This window comes from Acinetobacter sp. NEB 394, from assembly GCF_013374795.1.
Classification (GTDB): Bacteria; Pseudomonadota; Gammaproteobacteria; order Pseudomonadales; family Moraxellaceae; genus Acinetobacter; species Acinetobacter johnsonii.
In genome coordinates this window covers 3,393,782-3,416,606 of the sequence record NZ_CP055277.1, presented here as the reverse complement: position 1 = coordinate 3,416,606, position 22,825 = coordinate 3,393,782, and the positions used below count along the sequence as shown (strand labels likewise).

Sequence of the window (22,825 nt, the reverse complement as noted above, 5' to 3'; positions counted from 1 at the left end):
AACAGCCGACCTAGGCAGGCTGTTTTGCACAGGTGATTTTAGGACATAAAACCAGCCGCAATACCGCCGATAATCGCTAAAACGAAAATCACGATGTAAATCCATGCCAAAACGGCTTCCCAGCCTGAGGTTGGGCGTGGTGAGCCATAGCTGTTGCTACGATCATCGCCTGGTGCGAAAATCAGGTAAAGCATTAAGATCACGTTGGCAAGAGGCACCAACATCAACAGTGATAACCAGCCCGTATGGTTGCGGTCATGTAGGCGACGAATAGTAAATACAAACGTGAAGTACATCAGCGCAACATAGATCAGGATGATAAAAATCATGCCGCCACCGAAGTTGCCTGTTTCCAAGTTCACGAATGTATTAGGAAAGATGGCGATGAAAATACCAAGAATAATTGACGCTACAATGGCAAGTAGACAGTTCCATGCTAGGTATGAAAAACGTCCGAAACGACCTGCGGCATTCAGCGCAGATTCTTGTGCATATTGAGTCATAGTGACTTACCTTATCGTTGTAAATTAAGTTTTTTATAAATAAAAATGTCTAAAAAGCAGGCAAATCATAATCAAATTTGGTGACAATGAAAAGGCATCGTAGTCATCTTGAGCGTAGTAGCGTGCTGTAAAGCAAAGATTTTATATCTTCAGATGTATAGGAGTGAGGCACACGCCTCATTTACTTAAGCTGTTTCTGATTTATTTTGAGTCTAGATGCATCAATTTTGGATAAACAAAAGCCCAACCGAAGTTGAGCTTTTTCAATCAAACAGAAGCTGGAATGAATTAAATTTTCCATTCCACAAAGTTTTTCAGCAGTTGCAAACCTGCGGTATGACTTTTTTCAGGGTGAAATTGGGTCGCAAACAAATTTTCTTGATGAATCGCGGTACAGAACTCTAAACCGTAGTCACAGGTCGCCGCCACAATGCCAGAGTTCTTCGGTTCAACATAAAAGCTGTGCACGAAGTAAAAACGTGCATCTTGCTCAATGTCTTTCCACATTGGATGACTCGGATCAGCCTGATGAACTTGGTTCCAACCCATATGTGGGACTTTCAAGCCGTCTACATCAGGAAAGCGTTTCACACTGCCTTCAAAAATACCGAGAGCATCGACTCCGCCATTTTCTTCAGAGCGTTGCATCAGCGCTTGCATACCCACACAAATCGCTAATACGGGCTTATTAAATGCCGCATGACGAACGACTTCATCAATCCCTGCTTCATGCATGCCTTGCATACAGTCACGCATAGCACCTACGCCGGGGAATACAATTTTATCAGCTTGAGCTACTAATTTGGGGTCATTGGTTACATCGACTGTTGCACCAACATGCTCAAGCGCTTTTGCTGCTGAGTGTAGGTTACCCATACCATAGTCAAGAAGGGCAATACGGGTCATTACAAACTACCTTTGGTTGAAGCAATGGTGTTGGTTGCACGTGGGTCAATTTCACAGGCCATACGAAGTGCACGCGCAAATGCTTTGAACACACTTTCAATTTGGTGGTGGCTATTTTTCCCTTTCAGGTTGTCAATGTGTACTGTCATGAGCGCATGGTTCACAAAGCCTTGGAAAAACTCAGAGAAAAGATCCACATCAAAACGACCAATCATGGCACGGGTAAATGGAATATCCATAAATAAACCCGGACGGCCTGATAAGTCCACCACAGCACGGCTTAAAGATTCATCTAACGGTGCATAAAAATGACCATAACGACGTAAACCTTTTTTGTCACCTAAAGCTTTAGCAAAAGCCTGTCCAAGCGTGATACCACAGTCTTCAACCGTGTGGTGATCATCAATTTCCAAGTCGCCATCACATTCAATATCAATATCAAATAAGCCATGTCGCTTGATTTGATCAATCATATGATCTAAAAAGGGAATACCTGTGTTGAGCGTGCCTTGACCCGTACCATCGAGGTTTACACGAACTCGAATTTTGGTTTCGTTGGTATTTCTTACCACTTCACTGATACGTTCTGTCATAGACACGTTCCTCAAAGACGTCAAATAATTGATGTAAAATGTTTCGCCGTAACGAAGTCACCGCATATTAGATTGCTCAGGAGGGTTTATCAATGCCTATTACCGTACACGCTTATACTTCACTGGAAAAAGAAGAGTTGCGCAGCCAGCTAGAGCGACTGTACGACACCAGTCCTGAATTTGGCGATGGGCATGATGCCGTAGAACAACTTGAGCAAAATCTAGCTCAGTATACCTTACTTTACACCGCAGAATTTAATACTAAAGTCATTGGTGCCATTTGGTGTAGTGGGCAGGGTGAAAATAAAACCTTAGAATACATCGTAGTACATCCTGCAAACCGTGGAAGAGGGGTTGCGGAGCGACTGGTTGAAGAAGTCTGTCGTATGGAAGAAGCCAAAGGTGTGAAAGTGTTCGAGCCGGGTTGTGGTGCGATTCACCGTTGCTTAGAGCACATTGGTAAAATTTAAGCTTTTTTCAAGCAGTTTATACACTGCTTTTTTTCATGAATAGTGATGGTGATGCACTCTAAGTACAAAGAATGACTCAAAAAATGTACGAAGGGTGCTGGGTTTGCTGTAAAAGTAAACACTCAAATGATTTTTTTGAAAACGCACTTGACGCTGCTTCGCTTAAACTGTTTAATACGCGACATCGGCGTGATAGCTCAGTAGGTAGAGCAACGGATTGAAAATCCGTGTGTCCCCAGTTCGATCCTGGGTCTCGCCACCATATTCAAAATCTTATTTAAAGATTTCAATCCCTGATCCCATCAGGGATTTTTTTTGCCTGAAATTTATTCGATCAAATAAAAAAAGTGATGATTTTTATTGACTATTCATCCGAGATGCGGCTTAATACACGGCATCGGCGTGATAGCTCAGTAGGTAGAGCAACGGATTGAAAATCCGTGTGTCCCCAGTTCGATCCTGGGTCTCGCCACCATATTCAAAAAAGCCTCAAACAATGTTTGGGGCTTTTTTTTTGTCTTATGAAAAGTAGGATTGTATAAGATGTTGGACAACATCATGCTTTGGTTAATGGAAAATGTGCTAATTTTGAGTCAAAAATAAGACTGAGAATGGCTTATGAAGGACCGCTTTTCATCAGGAAGTCAGCTTTATCAACTCGCACGTCCAAGTTATCCAGCAAGTTTGATTCAAGAAATACTCAAGCATGTGGCGACTCCTCAATTTGCATGGGACTGTGGCGCAGGGTCGGGGCAATTGACTCAATTGTTGGCGCCGCATTTTGATGCCGTGGTGGCGACAGATATCAGTGCTCATCAGTTACAACATGCACCTTATTTTGAAAATGTCAATTATCAAGTTCAGTCTGCAGAGCACACCAGTTTTGCCGAGCAGAGTTTTGATTTAATCACGGTGGCTCAAGCCATTCATTGGTTTGATTTTGATGGTTTTTATGCAGAGGTGCTGCGGACTTTACGACCTGAAGGCATTTTGGCGGTCATTGGCTATGGTTTAATTCAGCTGCAGCAACTTGAGTTACAGGGTTGTATTGAGCGACTTTATTTTAAGACTTTGAAAGGCTATTGGGATGCCGAACGTCGTTATATCGACGAGGCCTATCAAACCATTCCTTTTCCCTTTGAGAAAATAGCGACGTCTGAATTGTCGATGTCATTTCAATGGTCTGCTGCTCAATTGTTGGATTATTTAAATACATGGTCTGCACTGAAACATTATCGAGCGAAAAATTCAGATGACCCCTTATATGAGTTCAAAGCATTCTTTGCCGTTGATGATTATGCGAACCAAGTCTTTGCGCTTAAATTTCCAATTTTTTTAAGATTGGGCCGTCTAGCTGTATCGGCGCATTGAGTGTCTGAGCTTAATCGGCAATCAGACGTTTACCGAAGCACACGACTTCGATTTCCTCATAGCCCAGTTGCTCATAGAAGCTTTGCACGTCGATGTTTTCTTTACGTACAAGCAGTTGTAGTTTGGGACAGCCTAACGCAATCAGGCGCTTCTCTAGTTGCTGTATAAGTGCGGTTGCGACCCCATTGCGTTGAAAGTGCGGATGTACTGCCAAATAATTAATCCAGCCGCGATGGCCATCATAACCACCCATCAATGTGGCGATGAGTTGTTCATCTTTAACGGCCAGTAAAAATAAACCATCTTTTTGCGCAGTTTTTCTAAAAATATCAATTTCAGGGTTGTTCCAAGGGCGAGTAAGGTCGCACACCTCCCAAAGTGCAATGACGTCTTCTAAATCTGTTTCGAGATAGGGGCGAATAATGAACATGAGCTTGGCATTTTTATTTTTTGGATGCCTTTAGATTAATTGAGTTTTTTTATTTTGATAAGTGTTTTATTGCACTTTTCAACAGACATAAAAAAACGCCCAATGGGGCGTTTTTTTAAAACTTTAAATTAAGCAGATTTCGCTTCTGCTTGAACAGGAAGCATGTGGCCTGTTTCTTCAAAGTTAGAATGCCAAGACAACGCTTCACGAAGAAGGTGAGGCGTATGACCACCTTTTGCACATGAGCGATCGAAGTAGTCGTTTAATGCATCACGGTAAAGTGGGTGTGCACAGTTGTCGATAATCGCACGAGCACGCTCACGCGGTGCTAAACCACGAAGATCTGCCAAACCTTGTTCTGTTACCAGGATGTCAACATCATGTTCTGCGTGATCGATATGCGACGCAAACGGTACGATAGAAGAGATGTCGCCACCTTTTGCAATTGATTTGGTTACGAAGATTGCCAAGTGTGCATTACGTGCGAAGTCACCTGAACCACCGATACCATTCATCATTTTTGTACCACAAACGTGAGTTGAGTTTACGTTACCGTAAATATCAAATTCAAGCGCAGTGTTGATGCCGATAATCCCTAAACGACGAACCAATTCAGGATGGTTCGAAATTTCTTGCGGACGTAAAACCAATTTATCTTTGTAGGCTTCAAGGTTATTAAATACTTTCTCGCCATATTTTGCAGAAAGGGTAATTGAAGAACCTGAAGCAAATTTCATTTTACCTGCATCAATCAATTCAAAGGTACAGTCTTGGAGGACTTCTGAGTACATGACAAGGTCTTCGAAGTTCGAGTCTTTAAGGCCTGTAAGTACAGCATTGGCAATTGAGCCAATCCCTGCTTGTAATGGGCCTAAGTTTTTAGGTAGACGCTCTTCAGCCACTTCTTTTTCAAAGAATGCGATTAAGTGGTCTGCAATGCCTTGAGTTTCATCATCTGGTGCAGTTACTGTTGATGGAGAGTCGTGCAAGTCATTGTTGATGACGATACCGACAATTTTTGCAGGATCGATATTGATCGCGTGCGTACCAATACGCTCATCCACTTGAGTCAATGGAATCGGTTGACGTGTTGGACGGTAAGTTGGGATGTAAATATCGTGTAAGCCTTCAAATGCAGGGCTTAAGTTGGTGTTGATTTCAACAATCACTTTTTCTGCGAAAATTGCGAAGCTTGCTGAGTTGCCTACCGACGTTGTTGGAATGATGCCGCCATCTTCAGTGATCGCAACCGCTTCAATGATCGCTACATCTGGCTTTTTCAACTGGAGGTTACGCATTTGCTCAACAGTTTCAGACAAGTGTTGGTCAATGAACATCACTTCGCCATTGTTGATGGCTTTACGTAAAGTGTTGTCCACTTGGAACGGTAAACGACGTGCCAATACACCCGCTTCAGTCAATTGCTTGTCTAGGTCATTACCTAAAGAAGCACCGGTAATTAATGTGATTTTTAAAGGATTTGTGTGTGCACGTTTAACCAATGCCAAAGGTACAGCTTTCGCTTCGCCAGCACGAGTGAAGCCACTCATACCTACAGTCATGCCATCTTCAATAAAAGCAGACGCTTCTTCTGCACTGATGACTTTATCGTGAAGTGAAGCTAAACGGATACGATCTAAAGACATGGTTTACTCTCGTTAATATTCTGGATCTGGCACCGATTGTACCGATCAAGAACGACATTGTGCATACCTGTTAGGCTAAGGTCTAATTTTTTGAAAAAATGTGGGTATAAGGGATTCTGATGATTTGTAAGTAGTTGAAATATATTTGGTAAAATTAAATTGTTGAATAGTTGAACAAAATCGTTTGATCAACTATTGTACAAAGTTTAAAAATGCTCAACCAAGGTTTGCTTTAATTTTTCGAGTGGATTGTTGCTGGAAATTTCAACATCTTGATTGTGATGAAGAGGTAGCGAAATAATTGCTTCAAGTCCGCCTTGTTCCCGATTATGAATGCTGAGCTGACCTTGGTGAATATCGACAATGCGCTTCACAATGGCGAGACCTAAACCACTGCCTTGGACTGTTCTGGCTTCATTCCCACGTACAAAAGGTTGCATAAGTTCTTCAATTTGATCGTCAGGAATGCCTTCACCATGGTCTGCTACGCTAATTAAAATATGTTCATTTTCCACTGTTGCGGAAAGTTCAATCGGCTCAGCACCGTAGCGTTTTGAATTATTAATCAAGTTACCAATCAGGCGTTTAAGAGATAGACTGCGTGCTTGTATAATCGGTAATTCAGCAGGCTCAAAACGAATATCCAACGGTTTGAATTGCACCACCAACTCTTGTAACAGCATATTTAAATCGGTGTCTTGGATTTCCTCATCCGAACCATCACGCATATAGGAAATGAACTGATTTAAGATCGCGTCCATATCTTCAACGTCATAAATCAGTCCTTCTTTTAAAAAATCATCATCGGGCATCATTTCCGCACTGAGTCGAATACGGGTCAGAGGGGTGCGTAAGTCATGTGAAATCCCTGCCAACATAATCCGACGGTCACGTTCAGTCTGATCTAGGGTGTAGATCATGTGATTAAACGCTTGGTTGACCTCGCGAATTTCTTGGGGGCCGTGATTGGTCTCTAAATACGGTGCTGTGCCTGTTTTACTATAACTGTTGGCTGCATTTTGCAGACGACGCAGCGGGCGATTGAGCTGACGAACCAAGGTTAAAATAATGGCTGCTGCAATCAAGGGGACGCCGAGTAACCAGCCGAAAATTAGCTCAGGGCTGTAGTTGGCATAGGTTTTCAGTGGTTCCCGGACCCAGTTGCCGTTCATTTCAGGGGTTTGAATCCAAATGCGCGGGCTAGGTTTAAACTGGAAATATACTGTGGCATGCTCGACTTTTAATTCTTTGGCCAGCTTAGCTTCAATTTGGTTGGTAAAGAATTCGGCGATGACTTTATCTTTGACATTGGGATATTCTTTGGGATCGGTGACGTATTCAATGCCAACACGGCTTCTTAACCAGTCATCGACATCGACTTCAGTATTTTGATAATAAATCCGTAAATCGGGGTTGTTGAGAATTTCTATTTCAACAGCAAGGTAACGAGCATGTTGTTGGATTTCTGGAAGATATAGAGTTCGCCAAAAGAACCACAAGGACATAAATAAACTGAAAAATACAATGAAGAGTACCAGTACGGTGGTACGCATGGCAGCAGAACGCGGCTTGATTTTATCTAAAAAGCGTTCCCAACGCGTGCGTTTCCGTTCTGAATACGCTTCGTAATCTGTAAATTTTTGAGGGTCGATGGGTTCGAGTTTCACGTGATTTCCTGTTTCTATGTAAGTGACATAGTTCAATGGTGACAGGTATGCGATACGCGAAAAATCATCTGCAATTGTTCGAGGCAGGAGGTCTGGGTGTTATAAAGTTTCTGCGAGCATGATGTTGAAATGCAGAAATATGCCGAGTTTTGCAGATGACAATGGTTTTGCTTACTTTTGTCGAAACAAAAGTAAGGCGAACCGCAGGTTAATCGATAAAGTTGAGCTTAATTTTAGGACTCCGTCGTGCTGATTATTGCTACTCAGTTTAAAAAGACCGAAGCCGTAATTTTAGTTTTGAATTATTCCGCGCCATCTGGAACGAACACATAACCCACACCCCAAACCGTTTGGATATAACGTGCGCGAGCAGGGTTTTCTTCTACAAGACGACGAAGGCGCGATACTTGAACATCAATTGAACGTTCCATTGCGCCCCATTCACGGCCACGCGCAAGGTTCATCAATTTGTCGCGAGTCAAAGGCTCACGTGGATGTTGTACCAAGGCTTTGAGGACCGCAAACTCACCTGTAGTTAGGGTCACGACTTGACCTTCACGCGTTAGAGTGCGTGTTGATAAATCAAGCGACCATGGCCCAAAGCTGACCACTTCCATTTGTTGGCTTGGTGCACCTGGAACTTCACGTACTTGGCGGCGCAGTACGGCGCGAATACGTGCTAACAACTCATTTGGATTAAATGGTTTCGGTAAATAGTCATCTGCGCCCGCTTCTAGACCTGCAATACGGTCTGAGTCACTACCACGTGCGGTGAGCATAATAATAGGCGTATCAATATTGGATTGGCGTAGACGACGGCAGATACTTAAGCCATCTTCAACAGGGAGCATGAAGTCGAGCACAATCAGTGAAAACAGTTCGCGCTGTAAGAGACGATCCATTTGGGTTGCGTCATGCGCTGTTTTCACCACAAAGCCTTTGTCTTCTAAAAAGCGTTGGAGTAGCGTACGTAAACGCACATCGTCATCTACCACTAAAATGCGTTCAACGCGATCTGCGTCGCTATGTACAGCATCTGTTTTTTCAGCAGGTACAACTAAACTCATTGAAGTGCTCCTTTATTCTTTATTGTCATCGTAAACAAAAGTCGGGATAGTCTTGAGTATACGACTCATTTGTATGTCTTTACTATGCTCTAAAGCAACAAATATTGCAGGTAAAATCAAGACATAGATACCAAATGTATACATCTTAGCCCATAGAAAAAAATGGCAAAGAATACCTAAAAATAAGATTTAACACTGAAAATGAGATGGATTTATGAAATTTGCCTGAAATATGTCACATTTAAGCCATTAAATTAATAAAAACAGTTGTGGATTTTATAGTCTTGGTCTTTATAATCATGGCTTTTAGTACATATCCTTGTGGGATCACATACGATGACTGACTTAGTTCAGCAGTTGGCAAAAGAAATTGCCGTACGTCCAAATCAAATCGAGGCTGCCATCAAGTTGATTGATGAAGGTGCTAGCGTTCCATTTATTGCGCGTTACCGTAAAGAAGTCACGCAAGGCTTAGATGATGCGCAGTTACGTCAGCTCGATACACGTTTGGCTTATTTACGTGACTTATTTGAACGTCGCGACAAGGTAATCGAATCATTAAAAGAACAAGACAAATTGTCTGATGATTTATTGGCGCGTGTAAATGCTGCTGAAACTAAAAATGCCTTAGAAGAAATTTACGCACCGTACCGTCCAAAACGGACCAGTAAATCATTTAAAGCCAAAGAAGCAGGCTTAGGCCCGATTGCAGAAAAAATCTTTGCAGAAGCGGTTGATCCAGCTGAAGCATTGGCAGACTTTAGCCATGAAGATTATCCAGATCTAGAAAGTCAGTTGGATGCGATTCAACATATTCTAATTGATGACTGGGCGCAGAACATTGCACTGACCACTGAACTTAAGGCAATGTTTGCAAAAACAGCCACTTTAAAAAGTTTAGTGGCAAGTGATGAGAAAAAAGAAGTTGGCAAAAAATTCCGCGATTACTTCGACTTTTCTGAAAATTTAAATAAAGTCCCGTCACACCGCTTATTGGCTATGTTACGTGGTCGTCAAGAAAATGTTTTAGGTTTAAAAGTGGATGGCGAAGATGATGCACCATTGGCGCGTATTGAAACTGAATACAGCCTTGAAACTGCACAGCCGCAAGCACGTCAAGACTATTTAAAACAAACGGCTAAATTGTTCTGGTTAGGCAAGGTTCGTCCAAGTATCGAACATTCGTTGCTCACCGAAAAACGTCTTGCAGCCGAATCTGAAGCAATGGATGTTTTTGCTGAAAACTTACGTCATTTGTTGTTGTCTGCACCTGCGGGCGCACGTACAACCTTAGGGGTAGACCCTGGCATCCGTACAGGGGTGAAATTGGCTGTGGTGAATGCATCAGGTGATGTACTTGCACATAGTACGATTTATCCATTTGCACCCAAAGACGATAAGGTCGGTTCAATTGCAGAACTTGCCCGTTTATGCCGTGAGTTTAATGTTGACCTGATTGCCATTGGCAATGGTACAGCCAGCCGTGAAACAGAAAGCGTTGTGGCTGAAATGATGGCTGCGAATAGCGATCTTAAATTGACCCGTGTTTCTGTATCAGAAGCGGGTGCATCGGTTTATTCAGCATCTGAATTGGCTTCTGCGGAGTTACCAGAGTTAGATGTGTCGATTCGTGGTGCAGTGTCGATTGCACGTCGTTTACAAGACCCATTGGCTGAACTGGTGAAAATCGATCCAAAATCGATTGGTGTAGGTCAGTACCAACATGATGTGAACCAAACGGGTTTAGCGAAAACCCTTGAAGCAGTCGTTGAAGACTGTGTGAACTCGGTAGGTGTGGATGTTAATACTGCATCATCTGCTATCTTGGGTTATATCGCAGGTTTGAATAAGTCGATTGCGCAGCAAATTGTCGATTTTCGTAAAGAAAATGGCCGTTTTGACAACCGCCAAGATTTGAAAAAAGTGCCACGTTTAGGCGAGCGTACTTTTGAACAAGCGGCAGGTTTCTTACGTATTCAAGATGGTTCAGAGCCACTGGATGCTTCTGCTGTTCACCCAGAGTCTTATGCGCTGGTCGGTAAAATTGTTGAAGCGAAAGCGACGACGGTGAAAGATATCATTGGTAACTCTGAAATCATTCGCCAAGTGAATGCTGAAGAATTTGCAGATGAGAAATTTGGTTTACCAACCATTCAAGATGTACTGTCTGAACTGGAAAAACCAGGTCGTGATCCGCGTCCAGAGTTCCGTACAGCAAAATTTCGTGAAGACATTACGGAAGTTGCGCAACTGACTGAAGGCATGCAGCTTGAAGGTGTCGTGACCAATGTAACGAACTTCGGTGCTTTTGTGGATGTGGGTGTACACCAAGATGGTTTAGTTCATATTTCAGAGTTGGCCAATGAATTCGTTGCAGATCCGCATAAAGTGGTGAAGCCGGGGCAAATTGTGCAAGTACGTGTACTCACTGTAGATGCTGAGCGTAATCGTGTGAATTTGTCGATGCGCCCTGAAGGTGCTGAAGCGTCTAAAGCTCCACGTCAACCACGTCGTGAAAATACAGAGCGTAGTGAACGTAAACCACAAGGTAAACGTCCACAACAAGCACGTCCTCAAGGTGAGCGTGCTCAAACAAACAAAAAGCCGCAAACGGCTAAACCTCAAGAAAATAAAATTGGTGGTTTAGGTGCATTGTTACTTCAAGCAGGCATTAAAGGTTCGAAATAATCTTTAAGATTTGAATAAAAAACCTCCCGATTGGGAGGTTTTTTTATGCAGGCCCATGTGCGAAATCGATGCCTTTGATTTTTATAAATTCAATATGATGGGAAGTGTCACAAATACAATGTTCATCTTTAAAAAGAACTAAATTATATCCAGTGCCATATGAGCTATTAAAAATAAGGCCATCTAAATGACCATGAGTTTTAAAGAATTCAGTAATAAATTGCGTTGGTATATATTCACGATGTGAATTGTTTGGAAGCACAGGTAATGAGAGTTCGTCAGTAAATGTTTCCAGTAAGCTGACAAGTTTTAAAATGTCAATGTAGCTTGATGAGCTAAGTGATAGAAAGGAGATATTTTCACGCGGTGCTCTTAAATCAATAACATTAAGTTCTTGAGTAACATTAAATTTAGCTATCGAAATAGTATCACCATTATTAGGTCTTATCTCTTTTATACAAATATCTTTAGTTTGAGCTAAATATAGGTAGGAAATTCCATAAGGATTGGCACGTCCTAATGTTGCTAATTTAGCAGGTGGCTTACCCATTTTATCATGGGCTAAAGGAGTGTCGCTAATACGCCCTCGATAAAATATTTCTGCTGGGTGAATTTGATATAACAATTGTTCAATAAGTTGTTGAAAATTAGAATATAAGTTGCCATCGGGCAGGAATGCTTCTTTATAAATTGAAGTTTGAGGGAAAAAACGATTTTCATGGATTATTTCATTTTTGAAATTAATCCATTGTTGATGCATTTCAGCTGTATTTGCAGATTTGAACTTCTTGTTAAAAATATTTGGAGAGATTAAAGATAAATTATTCTTGAGCCTAGATTTTTCAGTAGTCTTAGAAAATATTTTAAAGTCTTCATCTAATATATCTATTAGTCTAGTTGCATGGTCATCCTCTTCAAACATAATAGAGAAGCCTTCCAATGTTGACGTTAAGTTGGTAAGTAAATTATCAATAGAAATTATTGGAGCATTGTTTTGATTACAATAATGACAGCGACCCAGTTGGCTAAGGCTTATGATTACACGCTTGATAGCATTATCATTAAAGCAATTTACACAGCAAACTGAACTCATCAACTATTAACCTCAACAGCGTTCATTAGAAAATAATTTACCGTTTCAATGTGATGCTTAATGGAAATTTTTTTGACTTGACCTAAACCCGGGAAATGTTCAATTGAGTGTAGATATATGAATTCATTTAGTGCATTTGTATCAATAAATGGAATTTCTTTTTTTTGAATATCCGTAATGAGCAGATCAAGAGCTTCTTTAAATTTGGCCCCAGGATTTGTAGGTGTTCCATCATTTTCAGATGAATAATGCCTTATGAATAATTCATCAAATCTATTTTTATCAATATAAGAACAATGGATGGTTACAACATATGCAGGACCGCCACCTTCACTAAAATCTTCTCCAGTAATGGTGTAATCTGCAAAACCTATGTTTGATTCTTCTTTGTAGTAACTATGTAATGAAGAGAATGGAGACTCTTTTGGATAATCAGCATTTCTTTGTTGTTTTTTGAAGAAGTCTTCGTACGAAACGCGATTTTTAATTCTTTTCTTAATATTTGGATTTGTATCGTTCTGAATAAAATTAATGTTAGATTTTTCAGAGAAGTCTAGAATATTTTGATCTATACCTTTTTGAATAAATAGACCAAAAGCACCTAAATCTAGGAAATCTTCATATATCTCTGTACTTTCATTGATTGAGTATAAAACTTGATAACCAATACCATCAAATTTTCTTAATTCTTCATACAAGGCTAATTTTGAATTAGAGAAGTCACCAATTGTAGGGTTTATAATAATATAAGGTTCAATAGCGTTAGAGTTTAGAGTCTGAATAGTCTTGACCAATGCTTTTATATCGTTCTTTACTGGTTCTATTACGGGAATAAATTTTTGAAGTTCTAGTTGTGCAAGTTCTCGTAATGCTAGAAGTTCATTTAGTTTCCCCCTCAATATTGGATAGTACATTCAGGTGATTCTCCGAAAAAATTTTTATAAGTGAGCTAATACTGTTTTGATTGAATTTAAAGCTAATTAATGCATTAGTCAAAAAAAATGGTAATGAATTTATGGCTTCTGCATTATTTTTACGAGTTATTTTGAGTGTTGAAAGAAAAGCTTTTTTTACTGTCTTTTGATCATGTGATTTGATGATTTTCTCACATAACTCATAAAGTCGAGTATTGGGGACATTGATTTTAAGTTTATAAAGTTTTTCAGCAATTGATTGATATTCATTTTTACGAAGTGATTTCATCATAAATTCGATATCTAATTGTTCAGTTTCGATAGGCTCACGTATAGTTTTTAAAGTATTTGCATCTGTTAGTACTATTACACCTACTTCAATTGGTGTTAAATGTAAAACTGACTCTAGCATGTGGGACGAGCAGACTACATTGACTTTATCAAATAGTTTTAGGTAAGAAGTTAGCTGATCATTTAGGCGTACTAAACTGTCATATTCAGTTTTAATTTCATAACATGTAGAACAACCATTAAGTAGAACCAGATCTGCTTTATTAGTTCCGACTCGGAATTCTGAAAGAAGAATGGATGAATTGAGAGAATGACGGCCAAGTAATATATTCCTAGCAATTATATTCTTATAGATATATTCATTGCGATAATTCTTACTTAAATTTTTATAGGCAATTTCATAAAGCTCTTCAAATGTATTAACTTTATATTGATCCGCAATTTCGTATAACTTTAACTTTTTTAGAGCCGAACAATCATTGCTAGCGACAGCATTTAAGCAGTTGCTTGTAAATAATTTAGCAATTTCTCTCTCAGCAATCATATTCATTGAAATTTTGTAGTGTGGATACATTGTATTAAAAAACCTCCTCATCAGGAGGTTTTTTTATGGTTACTTTTATCCGTTGATGATGGGCACGATCCAACTGGTGATAATCAGCATAATGCCAAAGTGCCCAAGTTTTCGGCAAACTTTGACAAAGGTTGGAGCGGGTTGTTCCAGTCTCGTCGCATAATCTTTGAGGCTTATGGCTTGGGTACTGCGGCTATGCCACAGGAAAACAGCAAGGTCGATACAGATCAGAATCGTGCCGACATTGGCCACGATATCCATCATCACAAAATCTTGTAAATACAGGCTACTGCCTACTCGGTAGCAGAGATAAATCGCAAAAGCGATACACACATATTGCAGTACGAAAGTAAAAGCGCGCATAAATTCACAAAATAAAAAAAGACGGCTGTTTATAACACAAAAAGCAGAAGGGTCGCGTCGTCTTTATCTTTTGTCCACAAAAAAAGGTATGAGTCTTAACTGATTAGGCTTTGTCCAATCAGGCTGGAAAAAATGGAGACTAAACCTATTTTTGAAAAAAAATTGCAATACATGCTTGATGATTGTGAAGCTGGCCCAGTTTCTGTTTCTAGCGAGTATATTTCACTCGTCAGTGGGTTAGGCTGTTGAGATGCGCATTGGCTCTTAAAGCCAAATTCGAGCAGAATCATTAGCAAACCGCCATGAATCAGCACTTGCCAGATTGAAATATGAAAGAGGGTGAGTTCTGTATACAGATTAAAAGCGGTGATTGCAGCAAAGATGAAGCAAAAAAGCTTGAATAAATAAAGTGCCTGCATTTCTTTTTCCTCTTTTATAATTGCTTTTATGATGAGCTCTTTTTCTTAAGCTAATATTAAGAACTATAAAAGAGTGGTGAAAAATTGAGTTACCCAACCTTTAATCAAAGGTTGGGTAAATTGTAAGAAAACTTACCAGTGTTCACCTGGGAACAAACGTGCATACGCTTTTTGTACCCAGTTGAGTTTTTGCTGTTCGCCCACAGACGCGGTAGAACTTGGGAATAAGTTATAACCAATCGACATGAGCTTATTGTTGATGTCTGGTGCAATTGAATGAGTGATTGATGCCAAACGCCCTAAGTTAGTTGCCACTTTCTTCGGACGCTTCACAATCGCATAAGCAACTAGATCTGCTGCTTGTTCAGGCGAAAGAGTCGGGACGTATTTATAAATTTTCGTCGGCGCAATCATTGGCGTACGTACCAAAGGCATATACACCGAAGTAATCGCAATTTTATGTGAATGCACTTCAGCAGAAAGACAGCGACTGAATGCATCTAATGCGGCTTTAGATGCCACATAAGCCGAGAAACGAGTGGCATTTGCCAATACACCAATCGAGCTAATGTTAATAATATGCCCATCACGACGAATCATCATTTGTGGCAGGATGTTCATGACTAAACGTACCGCACCAAAGTAGTTGAGCTGCATGGTGCGTTCAAAGTCGTGGAAGCGTTCGGCTGACTCATGTACAGCACGGCGGATCGAACGACCTGCGTTATTAATTAAAATATCAATATGATCGACTGAAGCTAAAATCTGCTTAGAGACTTCATCAATCGAGTCTAAATCATTTAGGTCACATGGAAAAACAGAGGCTGAACCACCTTTGGCCTCGATTTCTGCTTTAACTTCATCTAGTGTTTCTTTGGTGCGCGAAACTAAAAGGACGTGTGCTCCTGCGTCAGCCAGTTTGTGTGCAACGGTTAAACCAATACCACTTGAAGCGCCTGTAATTAAGACGGTTTTTCCATTTACGCGTTCTTTAAAAAGTCTATCTATTCTTGAATTCACGTTATCATTCCTGATCTAAGTCAAATATTTGAGGGTTATGGCTGTTTTTGTATTCGATTATTAAGGCTGCATTTTCGGAGAAATGTAGCTGCTTTCCTTCACGGTATAATACCTAAACTGCTTAAAAATATCACGGCATAAGTTAATGAAATAATAAATAATTTTAGAGCAAAAGCTCTATTTTATTTGTTATAATTACTTGTTTTTACCACGAATTCAAGCGAAGTGAAAGGGCTATAAATATAAAAGACAAGCGTATAAAAAACCTCAATCATGTGATTGAGGTTTTAAGTTTAGTGGTCTGTATTTTAGACTTGAGCCAAGGCCTGCTCTAAATCTGCAATCAAATCATCAATATGTTCAATACCTACAGATAAACGCACCATATCAAGACTTACTCCAGCAGACTTTAATTCTGCTTCATTCAGTTGGCGATGTGTGGTGGTGGCAGGGTGGCAGGCTAGACTTTTGGCATCGCCAATATTGACCAAGCGAGTGAAGAGTTGCAGAGCATCAATAAAGCGGGTGCCACCTTCACGGCCATCTTGTACCCCAAAGGATAAAATTGCCGAAGGTATTCCTTTGACATATTTTTGTGCCAAGCCATGCTGAGGGTGATCTTTCAGGCCGGCATAGTTGACCCATTTCACTTTGGGATGGGCTTGTAAATATTCTGCGACTTTCTGCGCATTTTCAGTATGACGTTCCATACGCAGGTTTAGCGTTTCTAAGCCTTGTAGAATCAAGAACACGCTTAAAGGGCTAATCGCAGCGCCGGTATTACGTAGTGGTACCACGCGGGCACGCGCGATATAAGCTGCTTCGCCTAAAGCTTCTACATAGTTCACGCCGTGATAGCTTGGGTCTGGCGTATTCAGTACTTTAAAGCGCTCAGGATGCTTGCCCCAAGGAAATTTACCGCTGTCAACAATCGCACCGCCAATCGAGTTACCATGCCCACCAATATATTTGGTCAAGGAATGCACCACAATATCTGCCCCATATTCAAAGGGTTTCAGCAGTGCAGGCGTTGCAACGGTATTATCGACCACCACAGGCACACCATATTCATGTGCGATTTTGGCAATCGCTTCGAGGTCTATAATATTGCCCAGTGGATTGCCAATCGATTCAACAAAGACCAACTTGGTTTTTTCATCAATTAAACCGCGGAGGGCTTCTGGATCTTGATAATCAAAGAAACGGACTTCAATGCCTTGTTTCGGTAGAGTGTGGGCAAACAGGTTATAGGTGCCACCGTACAAGGTTGAAACAGAAGCAATGTTGTCCCCTGCTTCGGTAATCGTCTGAATCGCATAAGTAATGGCTGCCATGCCAGATGCTAAAGCCAACGCGCCAATTCCCCCTTCGAGTGCGGCTAAACGTTGTTCTAGCACCGCAGTGGTCGGGTTCATAATTCGAGTATAAATATTGCCTTGTACTTTAAGGTCAAATAGATCCGCACCATGTTGCGTATTATCAAAGGCATAAGACGTGGTTTGATAAATCGGTACGGCCACTGCTTTGGTGGTGGCTTCGGGGCTATATCCAGCATGGATAGCCAAAGTTTCATCTTTATAGGTCATGGGACTTCATCTGCGTGAGTTAAATATTGCACAGTCTACCATCAATGAATATGAGTGAAAGTGTGAAAATGATGAATATTTATCTAAAAAATTCATAAAGATGAGCTGCGAGCAGCTCCTTGTCTGCGGAAAAGTGAGATAAAGAGGGCGTTTAAAAAACAACCGTGCTGAAAGTTGTAACATTGCATTGAAGATCGGTTTCATGCCTTATTTTTTCAACGTATTCATCGTATAATGCCCGCAAATATTTTTTCGCTTCTTGCGATTTTTTGGTTTTTCTATTGAGGAGTCCTACGTGGCCCAATATATTTATACGATGAACCGAGTGTCTAAAATGGTTCCGCCTAAGCGCGAAATCTTAAAAGACATCTCTTTGTCATTTTTCCCGGGTGCAAAAATTGGTGTACTTGGTTTAAACGGTGCAGGTAAATCGACCTTGCTTCGTATTATGGCGGGCGTAGACAAAGATTTCTCTGGTGAAGCGCGTGCGCAACCGGGTATCAAAATCGGTTACTTAGAACAAGAGCCGCCACTTGATCCAAATAAAGATGTCCGTGGAAACGTAGAAGATGGTTTACGTGAACCATTGGATGCTTTGGCGCGTTTGGACGAAGTATTTGCTGAATATGCAGCAGAAGATGCAGACTTTGATGCATTGGCAAAAGAGCAAGAAAAACTTGAAGCAATTATCCATTCATGGGATGCGCATAACCTTAGCAACCAAATGGATCAAGCTGCAGCTGCTTTGAACCTTCCAGCTTGGGATGCAGATGTAAGCTTGCTTTCAGGTGGTGAACGCCGTCGTGTTGCATTGTGTCGTTTGCTTTTATCTAAGCCAGATATGTTGCTTCTAGACGAACCAACGAACCACTTGGATGCAGAATCTGTGTCTTGGTTAGAGCGTTTCTTGAAAGACTTTGCCGGCACGATTGTGGCGATTACGCACGACCGTTATTTCTTGGATAACGTAGCAGAATGGATTCTTGAGCTTGACCGTGGCATGGGTATTCCTTACCAAGGTAACTATTCTTCTTGGTTAGAACAAAAGAATGCACGTTTAGAGCAGGAAAATAAACAAGAAGAATCTTTTGCGAAAGCATTGAAGAAAGAACTGGAATGGGTTCGTTCAAATGCGAAAGGTCAGCAAAAGAAAAACAAAGCGCGTATGGAGCGTTTTGAAGAGCTTAACTCACGTGAATTCCAACAGCGAAACGAAACTTCTGAAATCTATATTCCACCTGGCCCACGTCTAGGTAATAAAGTCGTAGAAGTGGAAGGCATCAGCAAATCATTTGATGGTCGCGTACTGTACGAAAACCTGAGCTTTACCGTACCGCCTACAGCAATTGTGGGTATCGTGGGTCCAAACGGTGCGGGTAAAACCACACTGTTCCGTATGATGACTGGTGAACAACAGCCAGATACAGGTACGGTGACTTTGGGTGAGTCGGTTAAAGTAGCGTATGTGGGTCAGATTCGTGACACCTTAGATAACAACAAAACCGTTTGGGAAGAAGTTTCTGGCGGTTTGGATATCTTAAGAATTGGCGATTATGAAATTGCATCACGTGCTTATATCGGTCGCTTTAACTTTAAAGGTCAAGACCAGCAGAAGCGTGTAGGTGAGTTGTCAGGTGGTGAGCGTAACCGTTTACAACTGGCGAAAATCCTGCAAATGGGTGCAAACGTCATCTTACTGGATGAGCCATCGAACGACTTGGATATTGAAACCTTACGTGCACTTGAGGATGCAATTCTTGTATTCCCTGGTACGGTAATGGTGGTGTCGCACGACCGTTGGTTCCTTGACCGTATTGCAACGCACATCTTGTCGTTTGAGAACGAACAGCCTGAATTCTACGAAGGTAACTATGCTGAGTATGAAGCTTATCGTTTAGCGCGTTTAGGTGATGCTGCGGTTCAAAAACGTACCAAATACAAGAAAATTGGCGGTTAATTTTCCCGCATAAGAAAACCAGCCTTCGGGCTGGTTTTTTTATGCTTAGCAATTGCCGCTTAAGGCATTTTAGGAGCATTCACTTGTAAGCTGATAATGGTGTAATACTGATTTTTAGGTTTTGCTTTGGCATCGACTTTTTCGCTCACTTCAATCAGGTATTGCCCAGCTTGTGCAAAAGTGAGTGTGGCATGGCCTTGTGCATCGACAGGTGTGCTTTTCGCTTGCTGCTCAAGTTCACCTTGAGCACGAACCATGAGTTCTGCGTGTGCAAGAGCTTTGCCTGCTTGAGTAATTTGCAGTTGTACAGGCTGTTGCACCGTGATTTGGTTTGGATGGGTTTTAAAGTTGACTTGAATTGGGGCTGGCGTTATAGCAACAGGTGAGGTGCTGTCTTTGCTCACATAGCTTTGAATGCTCCATTCGCGAACCGTAGCGACCTTACTTGGCACTTTGCCTTTAAAGTCACTTGGAATGACATAGTCACGCTCGCTTAAGGCAGGGACTTTGTCTGCTGCGACATCGGAAAATATTTTCCATTGACGATTATGTTGTACATATTCAATTGGATATGAGGTTTTGGCAAAAATGGTATAGGTACCTTTTTCCGGTAGCTTAAGATCAAATGCAGTTGCAGATTCTAAGTGCTTTTGTGCTTGAATCGTCGTCTGTGTTTGGTTGGGTTGGAAAACGCTGAACGAAACATCTTTGAGGGCATATTCAGGATGAAAGGCTTGTTCTGCATAGGCGCTCAATACAGGGACTTGGGTATTTTCAGTGTGATACGCCAGTGGAGCGACATAGGGTTCATGCGCTTGAGCCACTGAACAAAACAAGAGTGTGCAGAGTAGAGCGTTTTTCATAGAGACTAGGCCTAAAAATATTTCGTAAGATGAGGTTTTTGCTTATATCGAGAAAAACTCACAGGTGATAATAATTATTATTTACTCTTTGGGCGAATAAAAGGGAGTACATAGACTCCCTTTTGGGATGCGGGTTCTAAGTTAAGGCTTAGATTTCCCACTCATGGTCACATTCACGGCATTTCCATTTTTTCTGAGACTGCATGAAGCCTTGCATTGAAATCTTAAAATCAGGAAGGTCGCGGTAAAATAGGAAGCCTGCAATTACACACACGATGAAAACCACAACCGTTGCAATTTGTAGTGTTGAGCCAGCGCCATCCCCGAACAGCCACATTGCGATGCTAATGAGCACCAAAAGTAATAATACAAAAATGGCTGGAACTAAAAAAACCAGACTTTTAGGCACGACAGGGCGTGTTGCTGGAGCCCCTGCTTGAGCAACAGGCATAATTTTTGGGCTTTGACATTGAGGACAACGATATTGCATTACAACTCCAAAATTCGAATCTATGCCGTATTCTAATCGGATTGGAGCAGAAAGCCAAAAAAGCGTGGTAATGAAGTGCTGATAAATTTGAGGCAATAAAAAACCCAAGTCATAATGCTTGGGTTTTTTACCAGATGTTGCCATCTTAAATATGGCGTCCCTACGGGGATTCGAACCCCGGTTACCGCCGTGAAAGGGCGATGTCCTAGGCCTCTAGACGATAGGGACTTATTGAGGCATCACGTTGAGTGGTTAACACCGTCTCTCTGTGTGAGCGCTATATTAGGGATATAACGCCCATGCGTCAACTAAAAAATCAATTAAGCTTCATCAACTGCGTCATTTTTCGGCAATTTTAGGCTTTCATTGAGTTTTTCCCAAACTTTTGCTTCTTTTTTGCTAGGACCACCCACAATTTCAAGGGCATGACGTAAGCGCGCGAAGGTTAAGTCAGGGCCAATGGTGACCATGGTTTGCATCACTGGGGTCGAAGCGGTTGAACCGGCAATGGCAATAAAGAACGCTGGCATAAAGTCACGGAGCTTAATTTCCATTTGGCTGGCTAAGTCCATCAAGGTTTGGCTTACGGTGTCATTGTTCCATGTGAACATACTTTCCAAACGCCAAATCGCAAATTGCAGACTTTGACGAACCTGCTCTTCGCTCAGTTTCTTGCTTTCAAACTGTTCTTTGGTCAAGCTTGGGAACTGGTTAAAGTAATGTGCAGACCAGTTCACCGCTTCTGAAAGTAAGTTGATACGAGGTTGAATCGCTGCAGCGATGTCTTCGAGCATCTTACGATCTGCTTTCCATGCCAATAAGGTATCTAACAGTTCAGCAGGGCTTAAGCCTTTGATCCATTGACCATTGAGCCAATTCAGTTTTTCCACATCAAAAATTGGACCACCGAGGGATACACGTTGAATATCAAAGTGTTCAATCATCTCGGCCAATGTGAATTTTTCGCGTTCATCTGGCATCGACCAGCCCATGCGGCCTAAGTAGTTCAACAAGGCTTCAGGCAAGACACCAATATTTTTGTAGTAGTTAATAGAAGTTGGGTTCTTACGTTTCGACAGTTTTGATTTGTCTGGGTTACGTAGTAATGGCATATGACCCAGTACAGGCATTTCCCAACCAAAGTATTGATACAGCAACTGATGTTTAGGTGCAGAAGGCAACCATTCTTCGCCACGGAAAACGTGGGTGATTTGCATCAAATGGTCATCGACTACATTGGCAAGGTGATAGGTCGGTAAACCATCTGTTTTAAGCAAAACCTGCATGTCCACTTGCACCCAAGGAATTTCCACTTCCCCGCGCAGTAAGTCATTGACTGTACAAATGCCTTCTTCGGGCACTTTCATACGAATCACGTGTGGCTCACCTGCGGCAAGACGACTTTGGACTTCTTCAGCAGATAATTTTAAACCACGGCCATCGTACTTTGGTGTCTCACCACGGGCCTGTTGTTCTGCACGCATTTGATCCAACTCTTCGCTTGTAGCAAAGCAGTAGAACGCATGACCTTTTTCAACCAAATCCAGTGCATATTGTTTATAAATATGCATACGTTCAGACTGGCGATACGGTGCATGTGGCCCGCCAATATCTGGACCTTCAGACCAATTCAATCCTAACCAACGCAATGAATCTAAAATCATTTTTTCAGATTCAGGAGTCGAACGAAGTTGGTCGGTATCTTCGATACGCAGAATAAATTCACCACAATGTTGCTTGGCATAGCATAAGTTAAATAACGCAATATACGCTGTGCCCACATGCGGGAAGCCAGTTGGAGAGGGTGCAATACGAGTACGAACAGTCATAGCCAATTATGATTCAGAATGTAAATTGAGGTCTATTATAACGAAAAAGCCCGACCACTTAATGCTTAATTCAACATTCAGTGAT

General features: G+C 41.4%; 20 protein-coding genes and 3 tRNA genes. 6 read left to right on the top strand and 17 right to left on the bottom strand.

The features are described 5' to 3' along the window. Nucleotides 1–38: 38 nt before the first annotated feature. From HUK62_RS16660 to hisB, 3 genes are all read right to left on the bottom strand, one after another. Nucleotides 39–503, bottom strand: a complete 465-nt coding sequence (locus HUK62_RS16660) for a DUF805 domain-containing protein (protein WP_125281395.1) — start codon at nucleotides 501–503, stop codon at nucleotides 39–41. A gap of 288 nt (nucleotides 504–791) precedes the next feature. Beyond that, the gene (gene hisH / locus HUK62_RS16655; RefSeq protein ID WP_004691555.1) at nucleotides 792–1,409 is read right to left on the bottom strand and encodes an imidazole glycerol phosphate synthase subunit HisH; all 618 of its coding nucleotides are present in this window, start codon (nucleotides 1,407–1,409) and stop codon (nucleotides 792–794) included. Continuing rightward, on the bottom strand, nucleotides 1,409–2,002 hold the full coding sequence (gene hisB, locus HUK62_RS16650) for an imidazoleglycerol-phosphate dehydratase HisB (RefSeq protein ID WP_004691554.1): 594 nt from the start codon (nucleotides 2,000–2,002) through the stop codon (nucleotides 1,409–1,411). The genes hisH and hisB overlap by 1 nt, the downstream gene beginning before the upstream one ends. A 92-nt stretch (nucleotides 2,003–2,094) precedes the next feature. Here hisB and HUK62_RS16645 point away from each other — a divergent pair, with 92 nt between their 5' ends. The 4 genes from HUK62_RS16645 (at nucleotide 2,095) to HUK62_RS16630 (ending at nucleotide 3,843) form a co-directional block, all read left to right on the top strand. Further along, a complete protein-coding gene (locus HUK62_RS16645) occupies nucleotides 2,095–2,472 on the top strand; it encodes a GNAT family N-acetyltransferase (RefSeq protein WP_004691552.1) in 378 nt (125 codons plus the stop codon). Between the two features lie 186 nt (nucleotides 2,473–2,658). After that, nucleotides 2,659–2,734 (top strand) — tRNA-Phe (locus tag HUK62_RS16640). Nucleotides 2,735–2,871: 137 nt separating this feature from the next. Further along, nucleotides 2,872–2,947: transfer RNA gene (locus tag HUK62_RS16635), tRNA-Phe, on the top strand. Between the two features lie 143 nt (nucleotides 2,948–3,090). Then, a complete protein-coding gene (locus tag HUK62_RS16630) occupies nucleotides 3,091–3,843 on the top strand; it encodes a class I SAM-dependent methyltransferase (protein WP_176538378.1) in 753 nt (250 codons plus the stop codon). Between the two features lie 10 nt (nucleotides 3,844–3,853). On the opposite strand, the gene HUK62_RS16625 is transcribed toward HUK62_RS16630, so the two are convergent. From HUK62_RS16625 to ompR, 4 genes are all read right to left on the bottom strand, one after another. Further along, entirely contained in the window at nucleotides 3,854–4,273 is a 420-nt protein-coding gene (locus HUK62_RS16625) for a GNAT family acetyltransferase (RefSeq protein ID WP_004691549.1), read from the bottom strand. Between the two features lie 128 nt (nucleotides 4,274–4,401). Beyond that, entirely contained in the window at nucleotides 4,402–5,919 is a 1,518-nt protein-coding gene (locus HUK62_RS16620; RefSeq protein ID WP_004978127.1) for an acetyl-CoA hydrolase/transferase family protein, read from the bottom strand. Nucleotides 5,920–6,125: 206 nt separating this feature from the next. Further along, nucleotides 6,126–7,586: an ATP-binding protein gene (locus HUK62_RS16615; RefSeq protein WP_176538377.1), complete on the bottom strand. Its 1,461-nt coding sequence runs from the start codon at nucleotides 7,584–7,586 to the stop codon at nucleotides 6,126–6,128. 302 nt (nucleotides 7,587–7,888) lie between these two features. After that, nucleotides 7,889–8,653, bottom strand: coding sequence for a two-component system response regulator OmpR (ompR, locus tag HUK62_RS16610; RefSeq protein WP_004691545.1), 765 nt, complete (start codon nucleotides 8,651–8,653; stop codon nucleotides 7,889–7,891). Between the two features lie 336 nt (nucleotides 8,654–8,989). On the opposite strand from ompR, the gene HUK62_RS16605 reads away from it, so the two are divergent. Then, a complete protein-coding gene (locus HUK62_RS16605; RefSeq protein WP_176538376.1) occupies nucleotides 8,990–11,341 on the top strand; it encodes a Tex family protein in 2,352 nt (783 codons plus the stop codon). 43 nt (nucleotides 11,342–11,384) lie between these two features. Here HUK62_RS16605 and HUK62_RS16600 read toward each other — a convergent pair whose 3' ends face one another. From HUK62_RS16600 to HUK62_RS16575, 6 genes are all read right to left on the bottom strand, one after another. Further along, nucleotides 11,385–12,263, bottom strand: a complete 879-nt coding sequence (locus HUK62_RS16600; RefSeq protein ID WP_176538375.1) for an RES family NAD+ phosphorylase — start codon at nucleotides 12,261–12,263, stop codon at nucleotides 11,385–11,387. Between the two features lie 170 nt (nucleotides 12,264–12,433). Next, a complete protein-coding gene (locus HUK62_RS16595) occupies nucleotides 12,434–13,348 on the bottom strand; it encodes a sce7725 family protein (protein ID WP_176538374.1) in 915 nt (304 codons plus the stop codon). Then, nucleotides 13,314–14,189, bottom strand: coding sequence for a sce7726 family protein (locus HUK62_RS16590; protein ID WP_228723716.1), 876 nt, complete (start codon nucleotides 14,187–14,189; stop codon nucleotides 13,314–13,316). Before HUK62_RS16590 ends, HUK62_RS16595 begins: the two co-directional genes overlap by 35 nt. Before the next feature lie 69 nt (nucleotides 14,190–14,258). Beyond that, entirely contained in the window at nucleotides 14,259–14,576 is a 318-nt protein-coding gene (locus HUK62_RS16585; RefSeq protein ID WP_176538373.1) for a hypothetical protein, read from the bottom strand. 551 nt (nucleotides 14,577–15,127) lie between these two features. After that, entirely contained in the window at nucleotides 15,128–16,015 is an 888-nt protein-coding gene (locus HUK62_RS16580; RefSeq protein WP_176538372.1) for an SDR family NAD(P)-dependent oxidoreductase, read from the bottom strand. A 308-nt stretch (nucleotides 16,016–16,323) separates the two neighbouring features. Beyond that, on the bottom strand, nucleotides 16,324–17,601 hold the full coding sequence (locus HUK62_RS16575) for an aminotransferase class I/II-fold pyridoxal phosphate-dependent enzyme (protein ID WP_176538371.1): 1,278 nt from the start codon (nucleotides 17,599–17,601) through the stop codon (nucleotides 16,324–16,326). A 295-nt stretch (nucleotides 17,602–17,896) separates the two neighbouring features. Here HUK62_RS16575 and ettA point away from each other — a divergent pair, with 295 nt between their 5' ends. Further along, nucleotides 17,897–19,558: an energy-dependent translational throttle protein EttA gene (gene ettA, locus HUK62_RS16570; protein ID WP_004978114.1), complete on the top strand. Its 1,662-nt coding sequence runs from the start codon at nucleotides 17,897–17,899 to the stop codon at nucleotides 19,556–19,558. A 59-nt stretch (nucleotides 19,559–19,617) separates the two neighbouring features. On the opposite strand, the gene HUK62_RS16565 is transcribed toward ettA, so the two are convergent. The 4 genes from HUK62_RS16565 to gltX all read right to left on the bottom strand — a co-directional run bounded on the left by HUK62_RS16565 (nucleotide 19,618) and on the right by gltX (nucleotide 22,740). Next, entirely contained in the window at nucleotides 19,618–20,421 is an 804-nt protein-coding gene (locus HUK62_RS16565; RefSeq protein WP_176538370.1) for a DUF4198 domain-containing protein, read from the bottom strand. Nucleotides 20,422–20,569: 148 nt separating this feature from the next. Further along, nucleotides 20,570–20,911 carry a membrane protein gene (locus HUK62_RS16560; protein WP_010327661.1) on the bottom strand — a complete coding sequence of 114 codons (342 nt, stop codon included), beginning with the start codon at nucleotides 20,909–20,911 and terminating at the stop codon, nucleotides 20,570–20,572. A gap of 152 nt (nucleotides 20,912–21,063) precedes the next feature. Then, nucleotides 21,064–21,139: transfer RNA gene (locus tag HUK62_RS16555), tRNA-Glu, on the bottom strand. Nucleotides 21,140–21,231: 92 nt separating this feature from the next. Further along, entirely contained in the window at nucleotides 21,232–22,740 is a 1,509-nt protein-coding gene (gene gltX / locus HUK62_RS16550) for a glutamate--tRNA ligase (RefSeq protein WP_176538369.1), read from the bottom strand. Nucleotides 22,741–22,825: the final 85 nt, after the last annotated feature.

What these genes read in the sequence shown, in the direction of transcription:
- HUK62_RS16585 (WP_176538373.1), bottom strand. Translation starts at nt 14,576, where the DNA reads ATGCGCGCTTTTACTTTCGTACTGCAATATGTGTGTATCGCTTTTGCG.
- HUK62_RS16590 (WP_228723716.1), bottom strand. Translation starts at nt 14,189, where the DNA reads ATGAATATGATTGCTGAGAGAGAAATTGCTAAATTATTTACAAGCAAC.
- HUK62_RS16605 (WP_176538376.1), top strand. Translation starts at nt 8,990, where the DNA reads ATGACTGACTTAGTTCAGCAGTTGGCAAAAGAAATTGCCGTACGTCCA.
- ompR (WP_004691545.1), bottom strand. Translation starts at nt 8,653, where the DNA reads ATGAGTTTAGTTGTACCTGCTGAAAAAACAGATGCTGTACATAGCGAC.
- hisB (WP_004691554.1), bottom strand. Translation starts at nt 2,002, where the DNA reads ATGACAGAACGTATCAGTGAAGTGGTAAGAAATACCAACGAAACCAAA.
- HUK62_RS16565 (WP_176538370.1), bottom strand. Translation starts at nt 20,421, where the DNA reads ATGAAAAACGCTCTACTCTGCACACTCTTGTTTTGTTCAGTGGCTCAA.
- HUK62_RS16645 (WP_004691552.1), top strand. Translation starts at nt 2,095, where the DNA reads ATGCCTATTACCGTACACGCTTATACTTCACTGGAAAAAGAAGAGTTG.
- HUK62_RS16625 (WP_004691549.1), bottom strand. Translation starts at nt 4,273, where the DNA reads ATGTTCATTATTCGCCCCTATCTCGAAACAGATTTAGAAGACGTCATT.
- HUK62_RS16575 (WP_176538371.1), bottom strand. Translation starts at nt 17,601, where the DNA reads ATGACCTATAAAGATGAAACTTTGGCTATCCATGCTGGATATAGCCCC.
- HUK62_RS16630 (WP_176538378.1), top strand. Translation starts at nt 3,091, where the DNA reads ATGAAGGACCGCTTTTCATCAGGAAGTCAGCTTTATCAACTCGCACGT.
- HUK62_RS16600 (WP_176538375.1), bottom strand. Translation starts at nt 12,263, where the DNA reads ATGTTTGAAGAGGATGACCATGCAACTAGACTAATAGATATATTAGAT.
- gltX (WP_176538369.1), bottom strand. Translation starts at nt 22,740, where the DNA reads ATGACTGTTCGTACTCGTATTGCACCCTCTCCAACTGGCTTCCCGCAT.
- HUK62_RS16620 (WP_004978127.1), bottom strand. Translation starts at nt 5,919, where the DNA reads ATGTCTTTAGATCGTATCCGTTTAGCTTCACTTCACGATAAAGTCATC.
- HUK62_RS16560 (WP_010327661.1), bottom strand. Translation starts at nt 20,911, where the DNA reads ATGCAATATCGTTGTCCTCAATGTCAAAGCCCAAAAATTATGCCTGTT.
- hisH (WP_004691555.1), bottom strand. Translation starts at nt 1,409, where the DNA reads ATGACCCGTATTGCCCTTCTTGACTATGGTATGGGTAACCTACACTCA.
- HUK62_RS16595 (WP_176538374.1), bottom strand. Translation starts at nt 13,348, where the DNA reads ATGTACTATCCAATATTGAGGGGGAAACTAAATGAACTTCTAGCATTA.
- HUK62_RS16660 (WP_125281395.1), bottom strand. Translation starts at nt 503, where the DNA reads ATGACTCAATATGCACAAGAATCTGCGCTGAATGCCGCAGGTCGTTTC.